This is a genomic window from Chitinophaga sp. SYP-B3965 (assembly GCF_009647655.1).
Lineage (GTDB): Bacteria > Bacteroidota > Bacteroidia > Chitinophagales > Chitinophagaceae > Chitinophaga.
On the sequence record NZ_WJFD01000007.1, the window covers coordinates 87,437 to 104,360 of the forward strand.

Annotated in this window: 14 protein-coding genes; 6 read left to right on the forward strand and 8 right to left on the reverse strand. The window is 46.3% G+C overall.

The annotated features are described in order from the left end of the window. Positions 1-178: 178 nt before the first annotated feature. Positions 179-2,005 (reverse strand): von Willebrand factor type A domain-containing protein, encoded by a 1,827-nt coding sequence (locus GFS24_RS26635; RefSeq protein WP_153665117.1) that lies wholly within the window; start codon positions 2,003-2,005, stop codon positions 179-181. 82 nt (positions 2,006-2,087) lie between these two features. On the opposite strand from GFS24_RS26635, the gene GFS24_RS26640 reads away from it, so the two are divergent. Beyond that, positions 2,088-3,179, forward strand: coding sequence for an anhydro-N-acetylmuramic acid kinase (locus tag GFS24_RS26640; RefSeq protein ID WP_153665120.1), 1,092 nt, complete (start codon positions 2,088-2,090; stop codon positions 3,177-3,179). On the opposite strand, the gene ade is transcribed toward GFS24_RS26640, so the two are convergent. Continuing rightward, positions 3,176-4,810 (reverse strand): adenine deaminase, encoded by a 1,635-nt coding sequence (gene ade / locus GFS24_RS26645; protein ID WP_216647561.1) that lies wholly within the window; start codon positions 4,808-4,810, stop codon positions 3,176-3,178. The two genes, GFS24_RS26640 and ade, sit on opposite strands and share 4 nt — an antisense overlap. 102 nt (positions 4,811-4,912) lie before the next feature. On the opposite strand from ade, the gene GFS24_RS26650 reads away from it, so the two are divergent. Further along, on the forward strand, positions 4,913-5,638 hold the full coding sequence (locus GFS24_RS26650; RefSeq protein WP_153665121.1) for a hypothetical protein: 726 nt from the start codon (positions 4,913-4,915) through the stop codon (positions 5,636-5,638). Between the two features lie 48 nt (positions 5,639-5,686). On the opposite strand, the gene GFS24_RS26655 is transcribed toward GFS24_RS26650, so the two are convergent. Then, positions 5,687-6,691 carry a YafY family protein gene (locus tag GFS24_RS26655; RefSeq protein ID WP_153665125.1) on the reverse strand — a complete coding sequence of 335 codons (1,005 nt, stop codon included), beginning with the start codon at positions 6,689-6,691 and terminating at the stop codon, positions 5,687-5,689. Between the two features lie 110 nt (positions 6,692-6,801). On the opposite strand from GFS24_RS26655, the gene GFS24_RS26660 reads away from it, so the two are divergent. Continuing rightward, a complete protein-coding gene (locus GFS24_RS26660) occupies positions 6,802-7,392 on the forward strand; it encodes a hypothetical protein (RefSeq protein WP_153665127.1) in 591 nt (196 codons plus the stop codon). A 163-nt stretch (positions 7,393-7,555) separates the two neighbouring features. Then, the gene (locus GFS24_RS26665) at positions 7,556-8,191 is read left to right on the forward strand and encodes a peroxiredoxin (RefSeq protein WP_153665130.1); all 636 of its coding nucleotides are present in this window, start codon (positions 7,556-7,558) and stop codon (positions 8,189-8,191) included. 218 nt (positions 8,192-8,409) lie between these two features. Here the strand turns inward: GFS24_RS26665 and GFS24_RS26670 are convergent, their stop codons facing one another. From GFS24_RS26670 to rlmN, 4 genes are all read right to left on the reverse strand, one after another. After that, a complete protein-coding gene (locus GFS24_RS26670; RefSeq protein WP_153665132.1) occupies positions 8,410-9,978 on the reverse strand; it encodes a S41 family peptidase in 1,569 nt (522 codons plus the stop codon). A 376-nt stretch (positions 9,979-10,354) separates the two neighbouring features. Beyond that, positions 10,355-11,077, reverse strand: coding sequence for an RluA family pseudouridine synthase (locus tag GFS24_RS26675; RefSeq protein ID WP_153665134.1), 723 nt, complete (start codon positions 11,075-11,077; stop codon positions 10,355-10,357). A 48-nt stretch (positions 11,078-11,125) separates the two neighbouring features. Next, positions 11,126-12,808, reverse strand: a complete 1,683-nt coding sequence (locus GFS24_RS29285; protein ID WP_153665137.1) for a pseudouridine synthase — start codon at positions 12,806-12,808, stop codon at positions 11,126-11,128. A gap of 42 nt (positions 12,809-12,850) precedes the next feature. After that, positions 12,851-13,891, reverse strand: coding sequence for a 23S rRNA (adenine(2503)-C(2))-methyltransferase RlmN (gene rlmN / locus GFS24_RS26685; protein ID WP_153665140.1), 1,041 nt, complete (start codon positions 13,889-13,891; stop codon positions 12,851-12,853). Positions 13,892-13,989: 98 nt separating this feature from the next. On the opposite strand from rlmN, the gene GFS24_RS26690 reads away from it, so the two are divergent. Together GFS24_RS26690 and GFS24_RS26695 are read left to right on the forward strand one after the other, a co-directional pair. Next, the gene (locus tag GFS24_RS26690) at positions 13,990-15,189 is read left to right on the forward strand and encodes an acetyl-CoA C-acyltransferase (RefSeq protein ID WP_153665142.1); all 1,200 of its coding nucleotides are present in this window, start codon (positions 13,990-13,992) and stop codon (positions 15,187-15,189) included. A 1-nt stretch (position 15,190) separates the two neighbouring features. Beyond that, the gene (locus GFS24_RS26695; protein ID WP_153665144.1) at positions 15,191-16,093 is read left to right on the forward strand and encodes a DMT family transporter; all 903 of its coding nucleotides are present in this window, start codon (positions 15,191-15,193) and stop codon (positions 16,091-16,093) included. A gap of 41 nt (positions 16,094-16,134) precedes the next feature. Here GFS24_RS26695 and GFS24_RS26700 read toward each other — a convergent pair whose 3' ends face one another. Next, positions 16,135-16,716, reverse strand: coding sequence for an RNA polymerase sigma factor (locus GFS24_RS26700; RefSeq protein ID WP_074243196.1), 582 nt, complete (start codon positions 16,714-16,716; stop codon positions 16,135-16,137). Positions 16,717-16,924 lie beyond the last annotated feature (208 nt).

Below are 16,924 nucleotides of genomic sequence, written 5' to 3' on the forward strand. Positions count from 1 at the left end.
ATGTTTTTTTGCTTAAATAAAATCCGCCCTTTGCTGCAAATAAAAACTCTTCCTCCCAAAAAACACCCCGCTAAAAAAGAAGAAAAAATCCGCCCTTTGCTGCAAATAAAAACTCCTCCCCAAAAACACCCTCTTTAAAAAAGAAGAAAAAATCCGCCCTTTGCTGCGCGGCAAACGCTCACTTCGTAACAGCCACCGCTTCCTGCAACAACTGCGCCTTCTTCAACAACTGAATATACTCCGCCCTATACCCCTCAGGATCATCCCCCTTAGCCCCATTGGCCAACTTCAACGCAGACTCATAAGAAGCCGTTCCCTTATAAGGACTACTCCGCAACAACATCCCAAACTGCGCCACAGAAGCCGCCAGCCTGAAATCCTCCGGACAATTCTCTATACTTTTAGCCCCTATCCGCAACACTTTCTCCATCAATTTGCTCTTATCTCCATCCGGTTCTTTATATCTCATTTTAACCGTCAGCAATTCAATACTGGAATTATTATGCACCACCGGATTAGGATTCTGATATTTCAAAGGGTCCACAGAACCCTCTCTGCCCCCCACTGGCACCAATTCATACAACGCCGTCACCGTATGCCCTGACCCCATATCCCCCGCATCTTTCTTATCATCATTAAAATCCTCATCATTCAGCAAACGATTCTCATACCCCACTAAACGATACGACTGCACGAACTTCGGATTAAACTCCACCTGCAACTTCACATCCTTCGCAATCGTGAAGAGCGTACCGCCGAACTCAGTAACAAATGTCCGGCGGGCCTCTTCGAAGTTGTCTATATAAGCATAGTTCCCGTTTCCCTTATCCGCAAGGGTTTCAAGTTTATTGTCTTTATAATTACCCATCCCAAATCCCAGCACAGACAGCGAAATTCCTCTCTGACGCTCCCGTTCAATGAGATCTTGCAGATCGTCTTCACTGGAAATACCCACATTAAAGTCTCCATCCGTAGCCAGTATCACCCTATTGTTGCCTTTTTTAACAAAATTATCCGCCACCGTTTTATACGCCAGTTTAATTCCATCGCCACCAGCTGTAGATCCTCCCGCAGAAAGGTTTTCCAGCGCATCGATGATCTTGTTCTTCTCTTTCCCGGAAGTAGAAGGTAACACCAAACCTGCCGCACCAGCATATACTACAATGGCTACCCGGTCTTCTTCCCTTAACTGCTGCACCAGTGCTTTAAAAGCCTGTTTCACCAACGGCAGCCTGTTGGCCGGAGACATAGAACCGGAAACATCCAGCAGAAAAACAAGATTGGAAGGAGGAAGTTTATCAGTAGGGATCTTCTTCCCCTGCAGGCCAATGCGCACCAGCTGATGCTCCTTATTCCAGGGACAAATAGCAAGGTCCGCATAAATGGCCACAGGATCACTGTTCACAGGTGTAGGGTAACTATAATCGAAATAATTGATCATCTCTTCAATGCGCACAGCATTGGGCTGAAGAAGCTGTCCGCTGTTGAGGTTGGTCCTTACAAGCGAATAACTGGCCCTGTCTACATCCGCAGAAAACGTGCTCAGCGGATTTTTGGAAGTACGGAGGAACCCATTCTCCCGGATACCTTTGAATTCATTGGTATTCTCCTGTTCAAAACGGGGGGCATAGTTATAATACGCACTCGGTGCAGCGGCAGCGATACTTTTATCACTTATTTTGCCATAGCCCATCACCACCGTTTCCTGTAACGTCTGCACCTTTGCTTTTAACTTGATAACATACACGGAATCCTTTGCATTGAACTTTTTCTCCAGTGTTTCATATCCTATATACTGCGCCATAAGGGTAAAAGCCCCCGGAGGCCGGGTAAAAGTAAAGCGGCCATTGGCCTTAGTCACCATCTTGGGTTGGCCTTTTATTGATATGATAACACCATCCAGCGGTGCATTATTATCCTTATCTGTTACAATTCCATGGGATTGCTGCCCCATGGCAGTAACGGAAATGATAACACAGAGGATCAGAAAGCAATACTTTTTCATAATAATGAGGTTTGATTCCGGGATATATGATGCAAGTGGGGGTAGGTATTCCATAAATTTTATCTTTGCAAAAATTTGGAGCATGGTTTACAACGTTATCGGGTTAATGTCAGGCAGTTCGCTGGACGGGTTGGATATAGCATTTGTGGAACTGACGGAGGTTCGCGGCCAGTGGTCGTACACCATCCATGTGGCAGAATGCCTGGCTTACAGTCCCCAATGGGTGGCTGATCTGAAAGGAGCCGTAACGCTAAATGCCAGGGATTATCAACTGCTGCACAGCGCCTATGGCCATTATACAGGTCAGCAGATCAATGATTTCATCCAAAGGAACAGCCTGGAACACCGGGTACATTTCATAGCCTCTCACGGTCATACCACTTTCCACATGCCGGAATTACGCATGACGGCCCAATTAGGAGATGGCGCCGCCATTGCAGCAGAAACCGGATTACCCGTGATCAGTGATCTCAGAGCCATGGACGTGGCTTTAGGAGGTCAGGGCGCCCCAATTGTTCCCATCGGTGAAAAATTATTATTCCCAGGATACGATTACTGGCTTAACCTGGGAGGCATTGCCAACCTCTCCGCCAAGAACGGGGAAACCTTCCATGCCTTTGATGTATGTCCTGCCAACCGGGTATTGGATGCCCTGGCAGCAGCATTAGGTAAAACATACGATGAGAATGGAACACTGGCAGCAGGAGGGGTAATAGATAAAACTTTATTGGATGCGCTGAACAGCCAACCTTATTATAGCCAGGCTTTCCCTAAATCCCTCGCCAATGATTTTGGCACAGACGTACTCCTGCCTTTGATCGCAAAACATACTTTATCCGTTCAGGGCAAACTCCGTACTTATGTAGCACACATTGCCACACAGATAAAACAATCACTGGAGGCTGTGTCAAAAGATGGAACGAATGAAAAGAAATTGCTGGTAACAGGTGGTGGTGCTTTCAACCAGTTCCTGATCAGTTGCATCCAGGAGGAATTAACGCCACTGGGTGTTTCCGTGATCGTACCGGATGAGCAGACTGCTGCATTTAAAGAAGCCCTGGTCATGGCACTGATCGGAGCTTTGCGCTGGCAACAGAAAACCAATGTATTAAGCTCTGTTACCGGTGCATCGCGTGATAGCGTGAATGGTACTTTATGGTTAGGAGAAAGTTAGGCCATCACCTCCGTGAAGGAAAAAGTATCACCGTTAAATAATCCCTTATCACTTAATTTCAAATGTGGGATCACCAGCAGGGCCATGAAAGATAAGGTCATGAAAGGTGCGTCCAGTGTACTGCCCAGCGCTTTGGCAGCAGCATCCAGTTCACTGTAACGTTGGGCAGTGATATATCCGTCTTCTGCACTCATCAATCCTGCTACCGGCAAAGCCAATACCTGTGTGGTTTCATCAGCCGTTACACAAACCCCGCCTTCACAACGGATCAGTTCATTTACAGCTGTTGCGATGCTTTTATCATCTACTCCCACTACAATGATATTATGGCTGTCATGCGCCACAGTAGAAGCGATGGCGCCTTTTTTCAATCCGAAGTTTTTGATGAAACCTGTGGCAACCGGCGCATCATAATAACGATTGATCACCGCTATTTTCAAAATGTCCTGCGCTGTATCGCTTACCAGTTCACCGTTTTGCGGTGTTAGCACAGCATGGATGCAATTGGTGATCAACTGTCCTTCCAGTGCCTCAATCACTTGTACTGTAGTGGTTTTTTGAGAAAAAACGCAAAAATCTGCAGCTGTTTTAGGTAAGCAACTGAATTGATTTACGCGTGCGATAGGAACTGCAGGGATCAGGGTTTTGCCACCTTTCGCTACAGCCACTCCGTCAATAAATGTTTCCAGTATATTAAATGCCTCGAGGTTGTCAACAATAATGAAATCCGCCGGATCATTGATCTGTAGCAGCCCTACAGGCATCGCATAATGTTTCACCGGATTGATACAGGCTGCCTGGAGAATGTTGAACAGATCGTAACCCTTTGCCAGCGAACGTTTCACCAGTACATTGATATGCCCGTCCACCAGATTGTCCGGATGTTTATCATCACTGCAGAACATCACAGATTGCGGATGGGATTGTATCAAAGAGGAAAGGGCTTCATAATTCCGGGCAGCGCTGCCTTCCCTGATGAGGATATGCATGCCGTATTGCAGTTTATCCAGCGCTTCTTCCAAAGTAAAACACTCATGATCTGTGCTGATACCCGCCGCAATATATTGTGCAGCTTCTTCTCCCCGAAGCCCCGGAGCATGGCCATCTACAGGTTTGCCATGTTTTTTGGCAGCAGCTATTTTTGCCATTACCTCAGGGTCTTTATACAGCACACCCGGGTAATTCATCATTTCAGAGAGATAGTAAATATCCGGGCGTTGCAGCAGCTGGTCTACATCTTCCGCATTCACTGCTGCCCCTGCTGTTTCAAATATAGTGGCCGGAACACAGGATGGCGCCCCGAAGCAAAACTTGAAAGGCACCAGTTTTGCATTGTCCAGCATGTATTCCACTCCTTTCACACCCAGCACATTGGCAATTTCATGAGGGTCTGAAATAGTGGCTACTGTACCATGCGGAACCGCCAGCCGCGCAAATTCAGAAGGAACAAGCATAGAACTTTCCACATGTACATGCGCATCAATAAAACCGGGTAATATATATTGCTCCGGAACTGCTGTGGTGGCAGGAGTAATGTCCCTGATAACACCATCCTCAATAGTAATGATCGCTGGAAATGTTCTTCTGCCGGGAATATCCACCAAATGGCCGGCTACCTGCATTTGCTTCATGGGCGTAAAACTCGGCAAAAACCGTTAAATAATCCTTAAATAGAGTTTGCTATTTTGATTAATAAGATACATTTGTAAGCTATAAATCTAAAATCCTCTATTATGAAACATTTACGGATGTTAACCCTGTCTATGCTCCTGGTAGGCGCTGCGGTTGGCACAACAAAAGCACAGACATTAGACGAAGTCGTGAGCAAATATATTACCGCAATGGGCGGCGAAGCAAAACTGAAAGCCCTCAATTCACAGATCGCAGAAGGCAGCATGTCTATCCAGGGAATGGATTTCCCCCTGAAAGTGATCAACCTGAATAAAAAAGCCATGCGCATAGAGTTCGAAGCCATGGGTACTAAGAATGTACAGGTGATCACCGAAAAAGGCGGATGGATGTTCCTTCCCGTTCAGCAACAGACAGCTCCTGTAGATTCAGACCCGGCCGACCTCGCAGATTCACAACGTGATCTGGACCTTACCGGTGAACTGGTAGATTACAAAGCAAAAGGACACACTGCAGAACTGATCGGTAAAGAAACCATCGAAGGAAAGGAATTGTACAAGATCAAACTGACCCGTAAAGATGCGTCTATCTCCAATTATTTTGTTGATCCCGCTACCTGGTATGTTGCTAAAAGGACCAGCATGAAATCCATACAAGGGCAGGAGATTGAAATAGTAGAAAACTTCTCCGACTTTAAGAAATCAGCAGGAGGATATGTATATCCTGCTATGACGGAACAGTTGCCAATGGGGATGAAGATCAGCTATACTAAAGTAGAAACCAATCCTGCTATAGATGAAAAAACATTCGAAAAACCAACTGCTCAATAAGCCGTTGTAAGGATAATGAAAAAGCCGCCTCGTAAGAAGCGGCTTTTTTTATTGATATCGTTCCAGCATTTTCTTTGCTTCCGCTTGTAAAGTATCCGCTAAATGTTTCGGCTCCAGCACTTTAACCCTGGCCCCATTACTCAGCAGCAGGATCATCAGTTCCTGGTTCACCACCAGTTTTAACCCTACGCGGCATTCTTTCTCATCATCCTGGAGGATCACCTGGGAAGGATGAATAGGTTGTGTTTTCACATACTTACCCTGGTGTGGCGTGTAGGATAATACAATGTCTTCCGGTTCTCCTTCCGTAACGGTAATGCCTATGGCATGCTGGAAGTAACTGGCATCGTCAAAATTCTTCTCGTCAAAATGTTTATCCGTAGGCCAGAACTTCACAATACGGTCCAGCGAAAAAGTAAGCACCGTACCGCCTTTGGCCTTCTGGCTTTTGCCGATCAGGTAAAAGCGATGGTTGTATTCCCTTAAGTGATAAGGTTCTACCCAATGTTCTTTAGGTTCCGTACGGTCAAAGCTTTGATAAGCAATGCGGATCACTTCCAGGTTTTTGATGGCATCCACAATTTCAGGGATATGCTCTGCTCCCTGGTATTGGCTGCCACGGCTAAATTTGATCAGTCCCCTGTTTTCCAGTTGTTTCCGGTTCATTTTCAGGCTGGCTGCAATCTTCAGGATCGCATCTTCAAAACGCTGGATCACCGGCAGGCTGCGGAATTGCTCCAATATGCCGATGGCTACTTCCAGCCCCTGGAGGTCCGCTTCGTCAATAGGGCTATTGCTGATAGAGAAATTTTCATCCTCATATTGATACACTTTGGAACTGCGGTTATATACAATGGGCGCGAAATAATTAAGTTCCGCATCGTTGCGCATATCCTCAATATCCTTCTGGATGGTACGCACAGCAATGCTGTTATCCATTTTGTCAGACACAAAAGTAACCAGGTCATCCAGCGTGGGTTTGGGGAGCCGTTTATTTCGTAAACGTTCATCTATCCAACGATATCGGGAAAGGGCATCTTTATTCTTAGGCATTCATACGGGTTTTTTCGGAGGTAAAAGTATAACAATTTCAGTACGCACATCCCTTGCGTATGGCCCTAATATTTTTGTATCGTTATCAAACCAGTCAAAAACGATCATTCATGAAAAAGGTATCCTTACACACTACCCAGATCCAGGAAGCAACCGCCATAAAAGTGGGCCAGATCATCCTTGACGACTCCCATTACCTCACCTGCTGGGGTTACCTGGAAACCGAAACCGGCTGGCGCAAATGCGATTTTGTGACCAGTTACGACGTCCTGAATACTATGATCAGGGCCATTGAGGACAAAAGCGAAGCTGTTCAGATGGCCATTGTACAAAAGCTGGAAACCATGCAACAGGTACCAGAGATCATTGATTTTGAGGCACAACTGGGAGAACCCGTGTTGTTCGATAACCTGCTCTTTCACCTGGCCCGCCCTGAGTTTGCACAGGAAGGAGAGTGGATGGAATATGCCAATGACAGCTGCTATTTTATCCGGAAAGCAGAACCCTGTTCCAAAGCCGAAGCCTATAACCGGAGTGTGGACAAATGTATGGACGCCCTCGTAAAGAACTATGAACTCTATCTCGGCTACCTGGAACTGGAATTTGATGAGCCTGCAGCACGCCAACAGGCTGATCTTGAGGACGATATGAAATATAGCCTGGCCTATTACGCCTGGAAACAGGGTGGAAATGCCCATTAAGGTTTTTTAGCCCCCAAACCGGCCGCATCCATTATGCAATTGTTAACTTTTCCCTTAAAACCACCCTTAAAACCCAACACCACAAAGATTCTAAGAAAAAAATCCTTAAAGTCTATAATATTTGTAGGAAATTAGTATTTTTGAATCTATTAAAAGGTGTATCATGAGTTTAAGGTTAGGGGACATTGCTCCCAATTTTAAGGCGAAATCGACAGTAGGAGAGATAGATCTGTACGAATACCTGGGCGATAGCTGGGGCGTATTATTCTCACATCCGGCGGACTTTACACCTGTTTGTACAACAGAACTCGGTAAAACTGCCTTATTGAATGGCGAATTTGCCAAACGTAACGTAAAAGTGCTGGCCCTCAGCGTGGATCCCTTGGATAAACACAAGAACTGGATCAGCGATATCAACGAAACACAAGGTTGCGAAGTGGCTTTCCCCATCATCGCAGATGAAGATAGGACTGTATCAAACCTGTATGATATGATCCACCCGAACGCCTCAGAAACGTTCACCGTGCGTTCATTATTCATCATAGGCCCGGATAAGAAAGTGAAACTGATGATCACTTACCCTGCTTCTACCGGAAGGAATTTCGTGGAAGTATTACGGGTGATCGATTCACTGCAATTAACCGCTAACTATAGCGTGGCCACACCGGCAGACTGGAAAGAAGGAGAAGATGTGATCGTTATACCCGCCGTGAAAACGGAAGATATTCCGGCTAAATTCCCGAAAGGCCACAAGATCATCAAGCCTTATCTCAGAACAACACCGCAGCCTAACAAATAAGGTCGCGGTCGTTTATAAAATATTAAAGGAAGAAAAAGACCGGCAACACAAATGATTGCCGGGATATTATTCCAAAACGTTTTTTTTAATGGTTGGTTTTTGATTTTACGAAACGGGGATTTTTCCCCGTTTTTATTTTTTATACCAACTCCCAGCGCATAAAAAAATGCCGCAAACCATAAGGTCTGCAGCATTGCATATAGGTTAGATGTGTGATCTTATTTCAACCTGATGCGTTCTTCCACCATCCCGTTAAAACCTTCAGCACCCACATTTTCCAGCGAAACAGAACTGGCATTCATTACCCTGCCATTGATGCTCATCAGTCTATCTTCACTGGTACGGCCACCAGCACTTGTATTGATAAATGCCAGGGCCTTAGACAATCCATCTTCTACCGGATCGCCAAAGTCGCGTTGAATATCATCTGTTGAGGAAATATCTACAGTAAAGCCTGCATAGTATTCTCCCTGGTCTTTCGCATTTACACTGGTGAACTGGCTCATATACACCGTGAATTTGTCAATGCCAATACCAAAGAAACCAACCGGCTTGCCGTAAGTACTCGCAGAGCCCACCAGCTTCACCGTCATATTATTCGGATATGCCCTGAGGCTGTTGATCGTTAATTCACTGGCAGAAGCTGTATTGCCGCTTACAATGAACACCACGTTTTTAATCGTTCCCAGGTTACCTTTCTTACTGAACTTATAAGTATTACCCGCAGTGGAATAATCCACGTCAGCATAAGTAAGCAGTTTGCCACCATTACCCGTTCTCTGTTTCCCGCTGGCATCCAGCAAAGGAATAGCAGCCAGGATAGGGGCTTTGCCTGTTTGCAGAAGTGTGTTGAATGTTTCTTTATACATCACCTGGCCGGTAAGACTGGCAGGGGCGATCAGGTTAGCGAGGTATTCAAAAGTAGCTACATAACCGCCGCCATTATAGCGGAGATCTACTACCAGGTTATTTACGCCGGCAGCAGAAAATGCCTGGAATGCTTTATCCAGGCCAGGTTGCACATTCGCCAATTGGGAAAAGCGTGCCAGGTTCAGGTAACCTGTTACGTTAGCGCCGCTGGCTGATAATACTTTATAGATAACAGGATCGTTGGTATAAGCGCCGCTGGTAAGGTTGGCCGTGAAACTGGTAGCACTTTCCGGTGCTGCTTTTTGCAGGGTAAGGCTCATGCTGCCACCTGCATTCAGGATGCCATTGATGGTATTAACATCTGTGCTTACAGGGGAACCGTTCATGTTCACGATCCTGCATCCTCTTGTGATGCCCGCGTTTGCAGCAGAAGAACCTTTTTCAACAAAACGTACAAATACATATCTGTTAACACCGCTGGTGGCCACAACAAGCCCTAAACCAAAGTCATTTCCCTGACCATCCAGATCAACAGTTCCTTTGATCCCCTGTGCTGCATTGCCTGTTTCAACAAAAGAATATTTAGGACGGCTGGGGCTTGAGGTATTGTACTCGTATGGCTTTGTGGTAGCAGGATTGATCTTATATTGGGAGATCTTGAACAGCTCGTTCTGAAGGCTGGTCATATCATCCGAACCGGCATAACCACGGGGATTGAAAGTAGCATAATCCGGCAGGGCGTCATACCAGAGATAAGTTTCCTTTGCGTATAGATATAATGAATCAAGACTCAATTGAAGGCGTGTACCTGTTGCAACGGGAGGAGGCGTTGGGGTGTCGTCTTTTGTACCTTTTTTACAGGCTGATGAAGCAGCCACCACAATCACAAGGAGAGCGGCAATCCGGAGCTTTCTCATATATTTTAAACGGTTTACTTTGAAAAGTTACGTTAATTCAACCAAAATTATCGTGAAGTCTAGATGAGTGCCTTAAAAGAAACGATGAACCTACCGTAGTATTGTTTAGACTGCCTTCGTTTTCAATAGTTTAACACCGGTTATATTTACGTAAAATCAGGCAGGGCGGTTGCTTTAACACCCTCCCCATGAAATGCATAACGCTCTCCTGAAAACCTTAACGCTCTCCCCTGAAAACCATAACACCACTAAGCAAGAAAACACCCCTGCAGCAAAACCATAACACCCCAAAGAAAAAAAACACCGCCCTCTGCTGCGCGGCATGCTCCCTGCCCATCAGGCATAAAAAAAGCGCTGCAGAACAGCGCTTAAAATATCATTTCTTATGTTTTCGTAACTGTTGCAAAACCGCCTGCATATCCTTTGGCAGCGGCGCCTCCAGGGTCACCAACTCCCCCTTCTCATTCGTGAACTTCAGCTGAAAAGCATGCAATGCAAGCCGGTTCAGCAAAGGTCTTTCCTCCTCCGTATGTTTCCCCAGTTTGAACTTCTTTTTAATGTCAGACAGCAGTACAGGTTTCTTACTGCCATATAGTTCATCAACAACAATAGGATGCCCCAGGTGTTTCATATGTACCCTGATCTGGTGAGTACGGCCAGTATGGATCCGCATCTTCACCAGGCTAAACAACCCGAAAGCTTCCTGCACTTCATAATCTGTAAGGGAAGGCCGGCCTTTAGCATTGGTCACCATCTTGCCCTTTTGCACCGGGTGATCCATAATAGGCGCATTCACACTGCCCTTAGGTTCCACGAATTCTCCATTCACCAGCCCGAGATAATACTTCTCTACATCCCTTGATTCAAAAAGCTGGGACATATACTTATGCGCCGCTTCATGTTTGGCAAAAACAATGAGCCCGCTGGTATCTCTGTCCAGCCGGTGCACCGTAAAGATCTGACCGTAATGTTTTTTAAGGAGGGTAGAAACAGCTTCCAGTTCGTTATCGTGCCTGTCCGGAATACTTAACAGGCCGGAGGGTTTATTGATGGCTACTAAATCTTCATTCTCGAATATAACCAGGGAATCTATGCGCATGAGAGGAAAGATCATGAACGGGGAACTGCTGTTCCCCGTTCTATGGTTTTATTTAAAGTGTTTGAGTAAGATCACTTCTTTTTCAGAAAGGAAACGCCATTTGCCGCGGTTCACATTCTTCTTGGTTAAACCGGCATACATCACCCTGTCCAGCTTCTCCACCTGGTAACCCAGGTGTTCAAAGATGCGGCGTACAATACGGTTCTTACCACTGTGGATCTCAATACCGATCTGCTTCTTATCCTTCGTATCCACAAAGGCGAGTGCATCTACAAGTGCCAGGCCATCTTCCAGCGTAACGCCTGCAATGATCTGATCAAAGTCTGCTTTGGTAAGTGGTTTATCCAGTTCTACGTGATAGATCTTTTTGATATTGTGTTTAGGATGTGCCAGCTTTTGCGCAAGCTCTCCATCATTTGTCAGCAATAACAAACCAGAAGTATTACGGTCAAGACGGCCCACAGGGAACAGTCTTTCTTCCGCAGCTTCTGTTACCAGTTCCATAACCGTCTGGCGTCCTTCCGGATCATCCGTGGTGGTGATATAACCTTTCGGTTTGTTCAGCAACACGTACACGAGGTTCTTTTGTATGAAGATGCGTTTGTCCTTCAGCGTTACCACATCCTTCGGCGTTACCTTGAATGCAGGTTCTTCTATCTTTTCGCCATTCACCGTTACGTGACCATCTTTGATGAAGTCAACTGCTTTACGGCGGCTGCAGATACCGCAGTGGGAGATGTATTTATTCAGCGGCATTTCATTGCTGCTTTCTTCTCCTTCTGCGTTACTCTCTATCGCTACACGTTTCCGCGTGCTTTTGGCTTTGGCTTCTTTTTCGTCCATTTCGGGAGCGGCTTTGCGGCTTTCCCTTTTGGGACTGCCTTCACCATCACCGAAACTTCTTTTTGGCCGGTCCGCCCCTTCTTCTCTGCTGAAACTTTTTTTTGGACCGTCACTGTCTTTGCTGAATCGGCCTTTCGGCTTATCATCACCAAAACTTCTTTTCGGACGATCTTCACCATCTCTGCTGAAGCTTCTTTTCGGCTTGTCATCGCCAGCGCCAAAGCGCGGCTTGTCACCAAAACGTCCTTTCGGTTTATCGTCACCAAAGCTTCTTTTCGGACGGTCTTCACCGTCTTTGCTGAAACTTCTTTTCGGTCTGTCGTCGTCTTTGCTGAAACGTCCGGTTGGCTTGTCACCAAAGCTTCTCTTCGGTTTGTCATCACCAGCGCCAAAGCGCGGCTTGTCACCAAAACGTCCTTTTGGTTTATCATCACCAAAGCTTCTCTTCGGACGGTCTTCACCATCTTTGCTGAAACTTCTTTTTGGTCTGTCATCGCCAGCCCCAAAACGTGGTTTATCGCCAAAACTTCTTTTCGGTTTATCGTCACCAAAGCGCGGCTTGTCACCAAAACTCCGCTTCGGTTTATCATCATCTTTGCTGAAACGTCCTTTCGGTTTATCGTTCCCAAATCTATCAGTACTGCTGCTGCTGTCTTTGCGGAAACGTCCTTTATCAGGGCCGCCAAAACTTCTTTTAGGCGCATCACCATCTTTGCTGAAAGTCCTTTTCGGTCTGTCATCATCAGATTTTCTGGCCCCGTTTTCCCGGAAACTTTTAAAGGAACCCTTTTCATCGCGTCCTCCACGATCAGAAGAAGAAGAAGGTTTGCTGCGTGAATTTTCTTTGAAAGGTGTGAACCCTTTTTTGGCGGGTCTGCTTTTTTTCATGCTGTATAATTATAGTTGCTGCATTCCTGCAGTAAAATGTTGCTATGCTTTGTTAGCGAGTTGTCCGCATGCGGCGTCAATATCTTTCCCGCGGCTTCTGCGCAAACGCGCATTCACCCTGTGTTTGCTGAGATACTCCATAAATGCTTCCGTCGCTTCCTCCGTAGGTTTCTGGAATTTTACACCATCCACCTGGTTGTATTCGATGATGTTGATCAGGTCCACCGGCACCTGGCGGTAAATTTTGATCAGCTCTTCCGCATCTTTCACGCTGTCATTGAAATCCTTGAAAAGGATATATTCAAAAGAGATCTCGTTACCGGTAGCTTTATAGAAATAGTTCAATTCTTCCACCAACACCTTCAGGGTATTGGTTTCATTGATGGGCATGATCTCTGTACGTTTCCTGTCATTCGCTGCGTGAAGGGACAATGCCAGGTTAAAACGAACCTGATCGTCTCCCAGCTGGTGGATCATTTTGGCCACACCTGCCGTAGAAACCGTGATCCGCTTAGGGCTCATGGCCAGGCCATCAGGAGAAGTGATCCTTTCAATGGAATGGAGTACGTTCTTATAATTCAGTAAAGGCTCGCCCATACCCATGAAAACGATATTGCTCAGCTTTTTACCGGAAGATTCAATGGCTTGTTTGTTGATGAGGGCCACCTGGTCGAATATTTCATCAAAATCCAGGTTCCTTTTACGGTCCATAAACCCGGTAGCACAGAATTTGCAGCTTAAACTGCAACCTACCTGTGAAGATACGCAGGCCGTCTGGCGGGTAGAGGTGGGGATCAGCACACCTTCCACGAAATGGCCATCATGCAGTTTGAACCTGCTTTTAATGGTACCATCTGCACTTTGCTGTGTAGCGTCTACTTTAATAGCGGGGAAAGTGAAGTTTTCTTCCAGGGAAGCACGCAGCGGCTTGCTCAGGTTGGACATAGATTCAAAGTCCCGCGCCTGTTTCAGCCACAGCCATTCGTACACTTGTTTGGCCCGAAAGGGCTTTTCGCCCATGGTCGCAAATACCTCTTGTATCTGTGGCAGGCTCAAATGCCTAATGTTCTGCTTCCTCATCATCGGGCAAAGGTACGTCCATATTTCGGATTTGGGATTGGCGGGTTGAAGGTAATCCCGATTAGTTGCGATAAATTCGCAACTTTAACACTAACCATTACATGCAAGCAGCTTATATAGTAGATGCCGTAAGAACTCCCATCGCCCGCTATGGTGGCGCATTGAGCACTATCCGCCCAGACGATATGCTGGCCCTGATGCTCCGTTCTCTCATGACCAGGAACCCCTCCGTGGACCCCTCCGCCATAGAAGACGTAATAGCCGGCGCCGCCAACCAGGCCGGAGAAGATAATCGCGATGTGGCCCGGATGGCTGTATTATTGGCCGGCTTACCCGTATCTGTGGCCGGAAACACCGTAAACCGCCTCTGTGCCTCAGGACTGCAGGCCATTATGGATGCTTCCCGCGCTATAATGTGCGGTGAGGGCGACATTTACCTGGCAGGAGGAGTAGAAAGCATGACCCGCGCACCTTTGGTGATGCCAAAACCGGATGCTGCCTTCAGCCGCAAGACGGAAATGTACGATTCCACCATCGGCTGGCGCTTTACCAATAAAAAACTCGCAGATCTCTATTATCCCTTTTCCATGGGCGAAACAGCGGAAAATGTAGCCAGGGAATGGAAGATCAGCCGGGAAGATCAGGATATGTTTGCCTTTGAAAGTCAGCGGAAATACAAAGAGGCTCACCTGGCCGGCCGTTGGAACGATGAGATCATCCCCGTAGAGATCACCCCTAACAAGGAAGACAAAGTGATCTTCTCGAAAGATGAGCCTCCACGTGAAACATTCCTCGAAAAACTGGCAGCGCTGAGACCAGCATTCCAAAAAGACGGAACCGTAACAGCAGGTAACTCTGCCGGCATCAATGATGGCGCCTCTGCAGTGATGATCGTTTCAGAAAGTGCCTTGAAACGTTTCAATCTGCAACCCATCGCCATGATAAAATCCATGGCTGTGGCTGGTGTAGACCCTTCCATTATGGGTATCGGACCAGTTCCTTCCTCCAATAAAGCATTGATCCGTGCTGGGTTAAAAGCCAGCGATCTGGATATCATCGAATTAAATGAAGCATTTGCTTCCCAGTCATTAGCCTGTATCCGGGAACTGGGGCTGGATCCGCAAAAGATCAATTTCAATGGCGGATCTATTGCCATTGGTCATCCGCTGGGTTGCAGCGGCGCGCGCATCACCACAACCCTCATGCATGAAATGAAACGCCGTGCCGGTGCAAAATACGGACTGGCCACCATGTGTGTGGGAGTAGGTCAGGGCGCAGCGATCGTTTTTGAAAAGATGTAAATTGAAAAAGTCCAACTATGTTATAGGGTTCACCCTGGCCATTATAGGAGCTTTCCTGTTTTCGGCCAAGGCTATCTATGTGAAGCTCGTTTACCGTACGGAAGCCATAGACGCCATTTCCATGCTGGCGCTCAGGATGATCTTCGCCCTGCCTTTTTATATTATCACCGCATGGGTATTGTCCAGAAGAGAAGGAAATGTAAAACTCACCCTCCGTCAGTGGGGCTTTATAGCCCTGTTGGGATTCCTGGGATATTATCTCAGCAGTTTATTGGATTTCATGGGCCTGGCTTACATTTCAGCCGGCCTCGAACGGCTTATTCTTTTCCTCTACCCAACATTTGCTTTGCTCATTGGCGTCTTTGCATTTAAGAAAAAGATCACTAAACAACAATGGCTGGCCCTGGTTTTGGCATACATCGGTATGGTCGTAGCTTTTGCCGGAGATATTCAACATCAGACGGGTGGTGGTATTGTGATGGGAAGCTTGCTGGTATTGGGTTGCGCAGTTACTTATGCTTTATACATTGTGGGCGGGGGAGAGATCATTCCAAAAGTGGGCTCCATGAAGTTCACGGCATATGCCCTGATATTTGCTGCCGTAGGGGTTTTTACCCAATATCTGGTGACACATGGTACAGAAATAAGACATTTTTCCGGTCATACTTACTGGCTCTGTTTCCAGATGGCCATCGTTTCTACCGTATTACCCACCTTCATGATGAGTGAAGGCATCCGCAGGATCGGTTCCGGCAATACAGCTATCATTACCAGTATCGGACCGGTGTCTACTATTTTACAGGCGTATATTTTTCTGGATGAACCCGTAACCTGGCTGCAATTGGCCGGTACGGCATTAGTGTTGGCAGGAGTCCTGATGATCAGCAAAAAAAACGAGCGGTAGACATTACATCCCACCGCCCGTTCATGGCAAGCAAAAAAAGGTTACAAACAAATCTGCTTCTCCGTCATCATCTTCCGGAGATTGATCAGGCCATAACGCATACGGCCCAATGCAGTATTTATGCTCACTTGCGTGAGGTCAGCAATCTCTTTAAAACTCAGTTCCGCATAGTGGCGAAGGATGATCACTTCCCGTTGTTCTTCCGGTAACAGGTCAAGCATACGCCTAACGCTGTCATGGCTTTGACGGGTCATCATCACTTCTTCCGCACTGGGCTCACTAAATCCAAGTACATTAAAAATGTCCTTGTCGTCACTGGTTTTTATCAGCGGTGTTCGTTTGATTTTTCTGAAGTGGTCCACACAAAGGTTATGTGCAATGCGCATAGCCCACGGTAAGAACTTACCTTTCTCCGTATAACGATCGCCACGAATAGTATCGATGATCTTTATGAAGGTATCCTGAAAGATATCCTCGGCTAAAAAAGCATCTTTAACGAGCAATACGATGGAGGTGTAAAGTTTGTCTTTATGACGGTATACCAGTTCTTCCAGGGCTGTAGAATGCCCCTTCTTAAACAGTGTGATCAGTTGTTCGTCATTCAATTTGTACATTACTTGCATAAACATCTACCAATAGCGGTTAGTAAATAATACGGACTTTTAAGCCAGTAGGTTGTTTGATAGAGTAGAGTTTATGCTATAATGTGCTGTTTTTAGTTATGAATGAGTGGCCGGGTTGTTAGGTATAAGTATACCGGTTATTGCAAATATAAAGGAATAGTTCAATAAAACAACCTGCCACAAATAAATTGGTATTAAAGATGTACGT